Source organism: Rhizobium phaseoli (assembly GCF_001664385.1).
In the GTDB taxonomy this organism is placed as follows: domain Bacteria; phylum Pseudomonadota; class Alphaproteobacteria; order Rhizobiales; family Rhizobiaceae; genus Rhizobium; species Rhizobium phaseoli.
In genome coordinates this window covers 3,574,078-3,587,484 of the sequence record NZ_CP013532.1, presented here as the reverse complement: position 1 = coordinate 3,587,484, position 13,407 = coordinate 3,574,078, and the positions used below count along the sequence as shown (strand labels likewise).

7 protein-coding genes are annotated in these 13,407 nt (G+C 62.7%); 6 read left to right on the top strand and 1 reads right to left on the bottom strand.

Annotated elements, in window-relative coordinates; all coding sequences use genetic code 11:
- The 4 genes from AMC88_RS17310 (at position 1) to AMC88_RS17295 (ending at position 8,334) form a co-directional block, all read left to right on the top strand.
- Positions 1 to 3,201 carry an efflux RND transporter permease subunit gene (locus tag AMC88_RS17310; RefSeq protein ID WP_064825556.1) on the top strand — a complete coding sequence of 1,067 codons (3,201 nt, stop codon included), beginning with the start codon at positions 1 to 3 and terminating at the stop codon, positions 3,199 to 3,201.
- 291 nt (positions 3,202 to 3,492) lie between these two features.
- A complete protein-coding gene (locus tag AMC88_RS17305; protein ID WP_064825555.1) occupies positions 3,493 to 5,277 on the top strand; it encodes an IlvD/Edd family dehydratase in 1,785 nt (594 codons plus the stop codon).
- Between the two features lie 131 nt (positions 5,278 to 5,408).
- Positions 5,409 to 7,226 (top strand): putative bifunctional diguanylate cyclase/phosphodiesterase, encoded by a 1,818-nt coding sequence (locus AMC88_RS17300; RefSeq protein WP_064825554.1) that lies wholly within the window; start codon positions 5,409 to 5,411, stop codon positions 7,224 to 7,226.
- 259 nt (positions 7,227 to 7,485) lie between these two features.
- On the top strand, positions 7,486 to 8,334 hold the full coding sequence (locus tag AMC88_RS17295) for a GNAT family N-acetyltransferase (protein ID WP_064825553.1): 849 nt from the start codon (positions 7,486 to 7,488) through the stop codon (positions 8,332 to 8,334).
- A gap of 5 nt (positions 8,335 to 8,339) precedes the next feature.
- On the opposite strand, the gene AMC88_RS17290 is transcribed toward AMC88_RS17295, so the two are convergent.
- A complete protein-coding gene (locus tag AMC88_RS17290; RefSeq protein WP_064825552.1) occupies positions 8,340 to 9,257 on the bottom strand; it encodes a DMT family transporter in 918 nt (305 codons plus the stop codon).
- A gap of 190 nt (positions 9,258 to 9,447) precedes the next feature.
- Between AMC88_RS17290 and AMC88_RS17285 the strand changes: the two genes are divergently transcribed.
- A complete protein-coding gene (locus AMC88_RS17285; protein ID WP_012484998.1) occupies positions 9,448 to 10,746 on the top strand; it encodes an adenylosuccinate synthase in 1,299 nt (432 codons plus the stop codon).
- A 61-nt stretch (positions 10,747 to 10,807) separates the two neighbouring features.
- Positions 10,808 to 13,327 carry a hypothetical protein gene (locus AMC88_RS17280; protein WP_064825551.1) on the top strand — a complete coding sequence of 840 codons (2,520 nt, stop codon included), beginning with the start codon at positions 10,808 to 10,810 and terminating at the stop codon, positions 13,325 to 13,327.
- Positions 13,328 to 13,407 lie beyond the last annotated feature (80 nt).

Here is a 13,407-nt window from a genome sequence, read left to right as displayed (position 1 = left end):
ATGAACATCTCCAGATTCTTTGTCGACCGCCCGGTTTTTGCCGGCGTTCTTTCGGTCCTCATTGTTGTTGCCGGCCTGATCGGCCTCAGGGCGCTGCCGATTTCCGAATATCCTGAAGTCGTGCCGCCATCGGTTGTCGTGCGCGCCACCTATCCCGGCGCCAACCCGAGCGTCATCGCCGAAACGGTGGCGACACCGCTCGAAGAGCAGATCAACGGCGTCGAGGGCATGCTCTACATGTCGAGCCAGGCGACGTCGGACGGCGTGCTCAACGTCACCGTCACCTTCAAGCTCGGCACTGATCCCGACAAGGCGCAGCAGCTCGTGCAGAACCGCGTCAGCCAGGCCGAACCGCGCCTGCCGGCGGAAGTGCGCGCACTGGGCATTACGACGGTCAAAAGCTCGCCCGACTTCATCATGGTCGTCAATCTCGTCTCGGACGGCGATAGTCACGACATCACTTATCTGCGCAACTACGCGACCCTCAACGTCAAGGATCGGCTCGCCCGCATTCCGGGCGTTGGCCAGGTGCAGGTTTTCGGCGCCGGCGACTATTCGATGCGCGTCTGGATCGATCCGCAGAAGGCGGCCGAGCACGATCTCGCCGCCAGCGATATCAGCAATGCCATCAGTTCGCAGAACGTCCAGGCCGCCGCCGGCATCATCGGCGCGTCGCCCAGCCAGCCGGGCGTCGATCTGCAGCTCAACGTGAATGCGCAAGGGCGCCTGCGCACGCCCGAAGAGTTCGGCAACATCATCGTGAAGACGGGCGCCAGCGGCGAGATCACCCGCCTTCGCGATGTCGCCCGCATCGAGCTCGGGGCGGCCGACTATACGCTGCGCTCGCTGCTCGACGGCAAGCCGGCCGTTGCCGTCGCCGTTCTTCAGGCGCCCGGTTCGAACGCCATCGAGATCGCCGACAATGTGCGCGCGACCATGGACCAGCTGCAGCTCGCCATGCCCGAGGGCGTCAAATACGAGATCGTCTACGATACGACGAAGTTCGTGCGCGCCTCGATCGAGAAGGTCATCGATACCCTGCTCGAAGCCATCGCGCTCGTTGTCCTCGTCGTCATCCTGTTCCTGCAGACATGGCGCGCGTCGATCATTCCGCTGATCGCGGTTCCGGTCTCGATCATCGGCACCTTTGCGGTCATGTATGTCTTCGGCTTCTCGATCAACGCGCTCAGCCTGTTCGGACTGGTGTTGGCGATCGGTATCGTCGTCGACGACGCGATCGTCGTGGTCGAAAATGTCGAGCGCAATATCGAGCACGGCCTGTCGCCGCGGGCGGCGACCTACAAGGCGATGAAGGAGGTCTCCGGTCCGATCGTCGCGATCGCCCTGGTTCTCGTCGCGGTCTTCGTGCCGCTCGCCTTCATCTCCGGCCTGTCCGGTCAGTTCTATCGCCAGTTCGCGCTGACGATCGCGATCTCGACCGTCATCTCGGCCTTCAACTCGCTCACCCTGTCCCCAGCGCTCGCTGCCCTTCTCCTGAAGGGTCACCACGCGCCGAAGGACTGGCTGACGCGGTTCATGGATGCCATCTTCGGCTGGTTCTTCCGCGGCTTCAACCGTGTCTTCGGCGCCGGCTCGAATGCCTATGGCAAGGGCGTCGGCGGCCTGGTGTCGCGCAAGAGCATCGTCATGGTGGTCTACCTGGCGCTGGTCGGCGCGACCTACAGCATGTTCACCACCGTTCCGGGTGGCTTCGTGCCCTCGCAGGACAAGCAGTATCTGATCGGCTTTGCCCAGCTGCCGGATGCCGCAAGCCTCGACCGTACAGAAGACGTCATCAAACGGATGACCGATATTGCGCTCGCCCAGCCGGGCGTTGCCAATGCCATCGCCTTCCCGGGCCTGTCGATCAACGGCTTCACCAATTCCTCGAACGCGGGCATTGTCTTCGTGACGCTGAAGGACTTCGAGGAGCGCAAGACGCCGGATCTCTCGGGCGGCGCCATCGCCATGGCGCTGAACCAGAAATTCGGCGCCATCCAGGACGCCTTCATCGCCATGTTCCCGCCGCCGCCGGTCAACGGTCTCGGCACGACGGGCGGTTTCAAGCTGCAGATCGAGGATCGCGCCGGTCTCGGCAACCAGGCGCTCGACGAGGCGACCAAGGCCGTGCTTGCCAAGGCCTATCAGACGCCTGAACTTGCCGGGCTGTTCTCCAGCTTCCAGATCAACGTGCCGCAGCTCTATGCCGATCTGGACCGTGCGAAGGCCGAGCAGCTCGGAGTTTCCGTCACCGATGTCTTCCAGACGCTGCAGATCTATCTCGGTTCCCTCTATGTGAACGACTTCAACGCCTTCGGCCGCACCTACAGCGTCCGTGTGCAGGCCGATGCCAAATTCCGCGCCCAGCCGGAAGATATCGGCCAGTTGAAGGTCCGTTCGGCATCGGGCGAGATGATCCCGCTTTCGGCCCTGTTGAAGGTCGAACCGAGCACCGGTCCGGAGCGCGCCAACCGTTACAACGGCTTCCTCGCCGCCGATATCAACGGCGGTCCGGCGCCGGGCTTCTCGTCCGGCCAGGCGCAAGCGGCAATCGAGAAGATCCTTCGCGAGACCCTGCCCTCGGGCATCGACTTCGAGTGGACGGATCTGACCTACCAGCAGATCCTCGCCGGCAATTCGAGCGTGGTCGTTTTCCCGCTGGCGCTGCTGCTCGTCTTCCTGGTGCTGGCCGCCCAGTATGAGAGCCTGACGCTCCCGCTTGCAATCATCATGATCGTGCCGATGGGTGTGCTGGCGGCGTTGACGGGCGTCTGGCTCACCGGTGGGGACAACAACATCTTCACCCAGATCGGTCTCGTGGTGCTTGTCGGACTTTCGGCGAAGAATGCGATCCTCATCGTCGAATTCGCCCGCGAACTGGAGTTCGAAGGCAGGACGCCGCGGGAAGCGGCGGTCGAGGCCAGCCGCCTTCGTCTTCGGCCGATCCTCATGACCTCCATGGCCTTCATCATGGGCGTCGTGCCGCTCGTCGTCTCCACCGGCGCCGGCTCGGAAATGCGCGCCGCCATGGGTGTCGCGGTCTTCTCGGGCATGATCGGCGTGACCTTCTTCGGCATCTTCATGACGCCGGTGTTCTACGTGCTGCTGCGCCGAATGACGGGCAACCGCCCGCTGGTCCAGCACAAGCCGGACGAGCACAAGGAGGAAGAGGCCGAGGTCATCCGGCTCGCGGCCGAATAAACGGAATTCAACCTTCCTTTGTCGAGTAAATCGGGCGGGAACTTCGGTTCTCGCCCGTATCGCTTTTCGGCCATCCGACAAAAATGCGTTACGTGCATCAAAACGGTTGCAACCATGGACGAGGGGACTATCAAAGACGGATAACAGCTGGGAGGATCGGCGCGAGCCTTACCTCTGCCATCTGGATAGGCAACGCCGGCAAGGCCGGAGCGCTTGCGGGAGATGGTGGGACGGGCTGAAGCCTTCGCTTCTCGACTTCGAGGAGAAGTATGGCCGATCGGGAGGATGGTAATGACGGACAGCCGCACTAGGAAACGCCGCCTACGTTCGCAGGATTGGTTCGACAATCCCGACCATATCGATATGGCAGCGCTCTACCTCGAGCGTTTCATGAATTACGGCATCACGCCGGAAGAATTGCGCTCCGGCAAGCCGATCATCGGGATTGCCCAGAGCGGCAGCGATCTTACACCCTGCAATCGGGTGCATATCGAACTCGCCAAGCGGGTGCGCGACGGCATTCGCGATGCCGGCGGCATTCCGATCGAATTTCCGACACATCCGATCTTTGAGAACTGCAAGCGCCCGACGGCTGCGCTCGACCGCAATCTCGCCTATCTCGGTCTCGTCGAGATCCTCTACGGCTACCCGCTTGATGGCGTGGTGCTGACCACCGGCTGCGACAAGACCACGCCTTCGGCGATCATGGCGGCGTCGACGGTCGATATTCCGGCCATCGTGCTCTCCGGCGGGCCGATGCTCGACGGCTGGCACGAGGGGGAACTGGCGGGCTCCGGCACGGTGATCTGGCGGATGCGGCGGAAATATGCAGCAGGCGAGATCGATCGCGAGGAATTCCTGCAGGCGGCCCTCGATTCGGCTCCATCCGTCGGCCATTGCAATACCATGGGCACTGCTTCGACGATGAATGCGCTCGCCGAAGCGCTCGGTCTGTCGCTCACCGGATGCGGCGCTATTCCGGCTGCTTATCGCGAGCGCGGCCAGATGGCCTACCGCACCGGACGGCGCGCCGTCGAGATCGTGTTCGAGGACCTGAAGCCGTCGGATATCCTGACACGCGCGGCTTTCCTCAATGCCATCCGTACCAATTCGGCGATCGGCGGCTCGACCAATGCCCAGCCGCATCTAGCGGCGATGGCCAAACATGCCGGCGTCGAGCTCTATCCCGATGACTGGCAGGTGCATGGCTTCGATATCCCGCTGCTGGCCAATGTCCAACCGGCCGGCGCCTTTCTCGGCGAGCGTTATCACCGCGCCGGCGGCACGCCGGCGATCATGTGGGAGCTGCTGCAGGCCGGAAAACTCGACGGCGACTGTCGCACGGTGACGGGCAGGACGATGGCCGAGAACCTAAATGGCCGGGAGGCGAGCGACCGCGAGGTCATCCGCCCATTCGATGCGCCGCTGAAGGAGCGGGCGGGTTTCCTCGTTCTCAAGGGCAATCTCTTCGACTTCGCCATCATGAAGATGAGCGTGGTGTCAGAGGATTTTCGCCAGCGCTATCTCCAGGAGCCGGGGCGAGAAGGCGTCTTTGAGGGCAAGGCGGTCGTCTTCGACGGGTCGGAAGATTATCATCGTCGCATCAATGATCCCGCACTCGGCATCGACGAGAATACCATCCTGGTGATCCGCGGTGCCGGGCCGCTCGGCTGGCCAGGCTCGGCCGAGGTCGTCAATATGCAACCGCCGGACCATCTTCTGAAACGTGGCATCCGCAGCCTGCCGACGATCGGCGACGGCCGTCAATCGGGTACGGCGGACAGCCCCTCGATCCTCAACGCTTCGCCGGAGAGCGCTGCCGGCGGCGGCCTTGCCTGGCTTCGTAGCGGCGACACGATCCGCATCGACTTCAACCACGGGCGCTGCGACATGCTGGTGGATGGCGCCGAGATCGAGCGGCGCAAAGACGAGGGCATTCCGCCCGTGCCGGCAGATGCGACGCCGTGGCAACAAATCTACCGTCGTTCCGTCACGCAACTGGCGGACGGCGCCGTTCTGGAAGGGGCGGCGGAATTCCGCCAGATCGCGAAAAAACCACTGAGACATAATCATTGATCCCGAAGCCGCAGCAGATCGCAAGTCCGTTGATCCAAAAGGGGAAAGCCGTAACGAAGATTTCACCTCGTCATTTGTTCGTTCTATAAGACAAGGCTTCCTTAATGTCGGCTGAAGACCATATTGCAATTATGCAAGCTTCTAAGGCTGAGGCCGTGTTGCCAGAAAATAAAGCCACACGATCCGAACAAGAGTTTCAGGATCTTCTGCGCCGGCTCGAACTCGCTCTCGACGCATCCCGGATCGGTGTCTGGGAGCACAGCATCGCCAAGGACGGGATCTTGTGGGACGCACAGATGCACCGCCTCTACGCGACCGGCGAAACATGTCGGCAAGTGCCGGCATGGTTCTGGTCGGATGCGATCCATCCCGACGATCGCGAACGGGCTGAACGTGATTTCGAGCAGGCCATCGCCGCGCGCGGCGCCTATGACTCGCAATTCCGGATCGTGTTGCCGAGCGGCGAAATCCGGCATCTTCGTTCGCGGGCGCATTTTTATGTGGATGCGGAGGGGGCGCCCTCCTTCATCGGCGCCGAGTGGGATGTGACGGCCGACGTGCAGCTCAACGCCGAGCTTGCACGACAGAAGATGATGGCAGAGGCGAGGGCGCTGGCGCTTGAGGAAAGCAATGCGCGTATCGAGCAGGTCGCCGATCACGATTATCTCACCGGCTTGCCGAACCGGCGCCTTCTCGACAAGCGGCTGGCGGAGCTGCCGGCGGACAGGAGCGTCGCGACGCTTGGCGTGCTGCATCTCGATATCGACCAGTTCAAACAGATCAACGACAGCCACGGCCATGCGGCCGGCGACGCCGTGCTCAAGGCCGCAGCCCTTCGCATCGCCGCCGCCATTCCCGCAAACGGCATGGTCGCCCGCGTCGGCGGTGACGAGTTCGTCGTCGTGCTGGTCAATTTCACCGATCTCGCCGAGCTGAAACGGATCACGGAGGATGTTCAGCGGCGGCTGAGGAAAAAGATCCGCTTCGGCCACGAGATGCTGCAATCCGGGGCTTCGATTGGCGTATCGTGGAGCGGTGATCGGCGGGCGCGCAACCTGCTGGCCGAATCCGACCTGGCGCTCTACCAAGCCAAGCAGCTTGGGCGAAACCGCATCGAATTCTTCACGCGGCAACTGCAGGAGGATCTGCGAGCCAAGCGTCGACTGGTCGAAGAGCTGAAGCTCGGGCTGGAGCGCGGCGAGATCATTCCCTATTATCAAGTGCAACTCTGCGCCACAACGCGTCAGGTTATAGGTTTCGAAGCTTTGGCGCGCTGGAAACATCCGGACAAGGGTGTGCTCGCCCCCGGCGTATTTCTGAAGATTGCCGACGAACACGGGCTTGCGGCGGAGATCGATGCAGCGGTCTTGAAACGTGTTCTCGAGGACCGGCAGATCTGGCAGTTGCGTGGCCTTGCGGTTCCGCGCATCGCCGTCAACATTTCGGCGTCGCGGCTTGCCGATCCGGCGCTGCTCGGCAAGCTGAAAAAACTCGACATTCCGCCCGGCGCAATTGTCTTCGAGCTAGTCGAGACGATTTTCCTCGACGACAGCGACGAGACCCTGCTCGATCATATTGATGATATCAAACAACTGGGCATCGACATCGAAATCGACGATTTCGGGTCGGGTCACGCCTCGCTCATCGGTCTCGTCAAGCTGCGGCCGAAGCGGCTGAAAATCGACCGGCAACTCGTTGCCGAGGTTGTCAGCTCGGATGAGCAGCGGCGCGTGGTCGGTTCGATCGTCGAAATTGCCAAGGCGCTCGATGTCGAGGTGATCGCCGAGGGCATTGAGACCGAGGCGCATGCCACGGTGCTGGCGCAACTCGGCTGCGATGGCCTGCAGGGCTATGCGTTTGGCTATCCCGTGCCGGCAATAGAGACGGACCGGCTGTTCTCGTCGGCGGCGGGCGGGGCCGGAAAACACAAGGCAGCGATAGGCGGCTAATGTCAGTGGAATTGCGTGCTGTTTACCGGCTGGACGACAATTGAGCGTCAAGTAATTTTCTTGAGCTTGCAACGGCATTGTTTCATGGTAATGCGGAAATGAAGCTTTCTGCATTGCAACGAAAATGATTATACGCGTCGTCAAGACCATCAGTGCGGCTTCTCCATCATTCGCGGCTGCGATCGGGGGAGCGGTGACCTGACAATTGCTTCGCCGTTGGCGGGATGGACTTGCGGAACATTCAATCTGGGAAGATCGCATGAATTCGGAATTTGCCGTTCGTTCGATGCGGCCCGGCGAATTGGAGCTCGTGCTCGAATGGGCGCGTCAGGAGGGATGGAATCCCGGCCTCGACGATTCGCTGGCATTCCTCGAAGCGGATCCGTCGGGATTCTTCGTCGGCGCCATCGGCGAAGTCCCCGTCGGCTCGATTTCGGTCGTCAAATATGGCGACAGCTTTGCCTTTCTCGGTCTCTACATCGTCCACCCCGATTTCCGCGGCAAAGGGTACGGCAAGGCGATCTGGGAAGCGGGGATTGCCACCGCGGAAGGCCGGACGATCGGTCTCGACGGCGTCGCCGCGCAGCAGCAGAACTACCGCAGGGCCGGCTTCGAACCCGCTTACCTCACCATTCGCTATGGCGGCGTCGCCAGCGGGCTGCCGGCCTCGGCGCTCGTTGCGCATCCGGTGCTGGATTCGCGCCTGGAAGGGCTGCTGCGCTATGATTCGGCGATCTTTCCGCAGCCTCGGGAAGCCTTCCTTGCCGCCTGGTGCACCGGCCGCAAGGGACGGCGCACTGCTGTCGTACGCAAGAGCCACAAAATCCGCGGCTACGGCACGATCCGCCGCTGCTACGAGGGCTACAAGATCGGCCCGCTCTTTGCCAATGATGCCGATAGCGCCGCCGCGCTGCTTGCCGAACTGGTTCCGGAGGCGAAAGGCGCAACGGTCTTCATCGATATTCCCGCAGAAAACCGCGAGGCGCTGGCACTTGCCGAAGGCATGGGTCTTCAGCCGGTGTTCGAGACCATGCGGATGTATCGCGGGGCGGCCCCGGCGATCCCACTGAAACATGTCTTCGGCGTGACGACGCTGGAGCTTGGATAGATCGTCTAATCCACCGGCGAGGCGGGCACCGTTGGAGCCGACGCTTTCGGACGGCCTATTTCGGCGATGGCGATGCCGCCGAGCGTCAGGGCCAGCGAGACCATGTGGAAGGACTGCAGCGTCTCGCCGACCAAGGCGACGGAGAGCAGGGTTCCGAATACCGGCACGAGATTGATGAACAGGCCGGCCCGGTTGGCGCCGATTGCCTCGACGCCCTTGATGTAGAGAATCTGCGCCAGCAGCGAGGGGAAGATTGCCGTGTAGAGAGTGATGCTCCAGCCGGCCTGATCGGGCCATTGCGCCGCGTCCCGGCCTGCCTCCCAGAGGAGGAGCGGTAGCGATGTCAGCATGGCGGCAAAGGCCGGGAAGGCCATCAGCGTTCGCCAGTCGACCCGCGGTTTCCAACGCAGGAAGATCGTGTAGAGCGAATAGGCGACGATGGCGATCAGCATCAGCCCGTCGCCCCGGTTGAGCTGCAGCTGCAGCAGCGTGGCGAGGTCGCCATGGGCGGCGGTCAGCGCCACGCCCACCAGCGTGATTGCAAAGCCGAAGCATTGCGCCAACGAAATGCCGGTGCGGAAAAAGACGAAATTGAGCAGGAAGATCAGCATGGGAATGCCGGCCTGCTCGATGGCGACATTGATCGCCGTCGTATACTGCACCGCCGAGTAAAGCATGGCGTTGAAGAGGGTGTAGCCGATCGCCCCGTAGCAAAGCAGCAGCGGCAGATTTTTCCTGGCGATCGGCCAGTCCTTCTTGAGTTGCGGCACCGAGATCAGGGCGATCAGCGCAACGGCAAGAAACCAGCGCAGGAAGGTGAGCATCATCGGGCTGATATGGCCGACCGCGAGTTTGCCGGCGACGGAGTTGCCGCCCCAACAGAGGGTGGCGATGACGAGGCAAATATAGGCCGTGGCTTGCAAGAGCGTTTGTTCCTCGTCTTTTGATCAACAAGCGGCGTTTTCCCAGGGGAAATAGCCTGCCGACTGCTGATTTGTCACGTAAAAAGCCCAATCGTCTGTGACAACAGGGTCGCTTTCCCAAAAACAAAGCTTTATAGATGCGCGGGTTTGAGCAGGTGCGCGGTTCCGCGCCGGTAACAGGAAGAGTTGGATGACGAACGTAGTCGTGGTCGGTTCGCAATGGGGTGACGAAGGCAAGGGCAAGATTGTCGACTGGCTTTCGGAGCGCGCGGATATCGTCGTGCGCTATCAGGGCGGCCACAATGCCGGTCATACGCTCGTCATCGACGGCACGAGCTACAAGCTTTCGCTGCTGCCGTCCGGCGTCGTGCGCCCCGGCAAGATGGCGGTGATCGGCAACGGCGTCGTCGTCGATCCGCACGCGCTGATCGCCGAGATCGAAAAGCTCGCCGGCCAGGGTGTGACGATCACCCCCGACAATCTGCGCGTGGCCGACAACGCGACGCTCATCCTGTCGCTGCACCGCGAGCTGGACGCGATGCGCGAGGACGCGGCATCCAACAGCGGCACCAAGATCGGAACGACGCGCCGCGGCATCGGTCCGGCCTACGAAGACAAGGTCGGCCGCCGCGCGATCCGTGTGATGGATCTGGCCGATCTCGACAGCCTCCCCGGCAAAGTCGATCGGATCCTCACGCATCACAATGCACTTCGCCGCGGCCTCGGCGTCGCCGAAGTCAGCCACCAGACCATCATGGACGAACTGACCTCGGTCGCCGAACGGGTGCTGCCGTTCCGCGATACGGTCTGGCTTTTCCTCGACAAGGAGCGCCGCAGGGGTGCCCGCATCCTCTTCGAAGGTGCACAGGGCAGCCTGCTCGATATCGATCACGGCACCTATCCTTTCGTCACCTCCTCGAACACTGTGGCTGGTCAGGCGGCGGCCGGTTCCGGCATGGGGCCGGGTTCACTGGGTTATATCCTCGGCATCACCAAGGCCTATACGACCCGTGTCGGCGAAGGCCCGTTCCCGACGGAACTGAAGGATGAGATCGGAGAGTTTCTCGGCCAAAAGGGTCATGAGTTCGGCGTCGTGACGGGGCGCAAACGCCGCTGCGGCTGGTTCGACGCCGCGCTGGTTCGCCAGTCGGTCGCCACCAACGGCATCACCGGCATCGCGCTCACCAAGCTCGATGTGCTCGACGGCCTCGAGGAACTGAAGATCTGCGTCGGCTATATGCTCGACGGCGAACAGATTGATCATCTTCCCGCAAGCCAGGGAGCGCAAGCTAGGGTCGAACCGATCTATATCACGCTCGAGGGCTGGAAGGAATCGACCGTCGGCGCCCGCAGTTGGGCAGATCTTCCGGCGCAGGCGATCAAATATGTTCGCCAGGTCGAAGAGCTGATCGGGGCGCCTGTCGCGCTCCTGTCCACCAGCCCGGAGCGGGACGACACGATACTTGTGACCGATCCGTTTGAGGATTAAGGTCACCGGTCACTGCGGAGGATAGGTTCGGGAGAGTACCGGACTTCTTGAGAAAGTACTGATGGCGGATTTTATTGCAGTTATTCGGCGAGCCGTCGATGGCCTGGCCGAAAATACCCCCGAGATGCGGGTAAAGGTCTACGAACGTGCTCGCGGCGCAGTGCAGCGGCAGCTCGAGAACATGAAGCCGCGTCCGCCGGAAGCCATGCTGCAACGCCAGCTCGAAAAGCTCGAGGCCGCCATCCGCGAAGTGGAGGGGGAACACTCAGAGGCGCTGTCGGTCGATGAGGCGGCTGTGGCCATCGCCGCGCCCGAGCCCGTCGAGGAACACGCGGCACACGGTGAAAGCGAACCGGCGCCCGGGCCGCAGCCGGCCGTCGACGAGCCGGTCGATCAAGCCGATGCGAAACCGCCGGCGGCCGAGGTCGTCGATGAGCCCGATCGCGTCGAACCCGCCGCACCGCAGGGAGCTGCGGAAGAGGTCGTGGCCGAGGATGTCGAGCCTGCCGAACCGCAGCCTGCAGAGCCCGCGCTCGTTGAAATACCAGTTTCCACCGAGACGGAAGCGCCTCCTGAGCCATACTGGCACCCCTCCCATGAGGAGGAGGCGCCGGCCGAGGAGTGGCATGCCGGCGAGGTGCGTGAGGTCGCTGCCGAAGAGGTGGTGTCTGAACATGGCGGCTTCGAACCGTCGCCTGCCGGGCATGGCTACGAGCAAGCCGACGAAGAACGCGCCGACGACCAGCATCCGGCGGAAGCCGAGGAGGTCGCGGCCGAACCGGCGACCGTTGAAAGCCACGAACCGGAGGACGAGGCGGCCTATGAGCCCATCGAATCGTTTCAGCCGGTCACGCGGGGCATAGAGCATGCGTCGAACCGGCTGGTCGAGCCGGTCGCCGATTTCAATCGCGCGCAGGAATTCGTCGAACACAGCCAGGAGGCGCCGCTGCAGGCGGATGCGGCTGCGCATTTCGATCCGGTCTGGACAGAGCCGGCTGCCGAAGCACCGGCTCCGGCGCCGAAGGATGCCGAGACCGAATGGGCGGAGGAGGAACTCCGGCAATATTCGGAAACTGCTCCGGTCGCCGCCGACACCTCGGCGCGCGCCTTCGAAGAGGTGATATCGAGCCTCGAGAAGATTGCACCGGCGGCCGTCATGCCGGCTGCCAAGGAAAGTTTCTCCTGGGAGACGGCCGCCTTCGACGATCTGCCGCCGATCGAGGCCGGCAGCAACAAGAAGACACCGGTTTCCTCGCATTTCGACGACGTCGACATCTTTGCTGAAGTGCATGATGGCAAGGCTGCCCCCGCCGCCGCGCCGGGCGAGGCATGGCGCGAAGCCAAGGCACTGCGTGGTTATGACCGCCGCGGTTCGGTCGCCGCTGACGATGACGACGCCAATCCGGCGATGGATATCGACCAGATTGTCGCCGCCAAGCTGCAGGGCAAGAATTTCCGCATGGAACCGAAGCGGCGGCGTTTCGGCATCGGCACGATAATCACCCTCATCTTCGCGCTCATCCTGATCGGCGGCGGCGCCTATGCCGGCTGGATGAACAGAGAGGCGCTGGTTGCAATGGTCGACGGGCTTGTCAGCTCTGCGCCGTCGCAGGCCACGAAGAACGAGGCGGCCATGACGCCGGCGAACTCCGAAACGCCAGCTTCGCCGAGCACGCCGCCGCCAGCCCAGCCAGCTACGCCTGAAGCGCAGAATACGCCAGCGGCACCAGCACCAGCACCGGCACCGGCACAGCCGAACCAGCAAGTGGCATCATTGAACAATGACGGCGCGGCGGCCAATTCCAAATTCACCCAGCGACTGCTTTCCGATGGGACCGAAGTCGACAGCGGCCCGGCGGCCGTGCCGGGAACGCCGACGGCCGAAGGGAAATCAGTGGCCGAGCAGAATGTCGCGGCTGCGGATACGCCGGCTCCCAGCGCGCAAGGCGATGCGGCCCGGCCGGAAACGCTGACGCCGAACGGTCCTGCGGCATCGCCGCAGCAGACCGCCCCGGTTGGCTCGTCGGAAAAGATGTTCCTTTACGAGGAGCGTATCGGTCAGAGCTCGCCGACAGCGATCGAGGGGACGGTCGTCTGGAGCGTCCAGCACGAGGCCGGCCAGGGTGGCCGGCAGGAGGCGACAGTCCAGGGCAATATCACCGTTCCCGAGCGCAATCTCTCGGCTCTCGTCACCTTCAAGCGCAACTCCGATCCGTCGCTGCCCGCAAGCCATCTTGTCGAGATCGTCTTCTCGGTGCCGCCCAATTTTGAAGGCGGCAGCATCGACAGCGTCCAGCGCATTTCGATGAAGCGCACGGAGCAAGATCGCGGCGACGCGCTGATTGCGGTTCCGGCCAAGATCACCGACGATTTCCACATGATCGCGCTTAATGATTATCCCGATGCGCGCAAGGCCAATCTCGACCTGATGTCGACCCGCAACTGGATCGATATCCCGATCACCTACCGCAACGGCCGCCGCGCGCTGCTGACGATGGACAAGGGCGGCACGGGAACGGATGCCTTCAATACCGCGATCAAGGAATGGACCGCGCTTGGGGATATCTCGACCAGCCAGTGAGGTGGTTATGGGCAAGGGAGTTCCTTGCCCTCGCTCGCGCTCCCCTTCATCCGGTCACCCGCTTCCTTTCTGTGCATCCA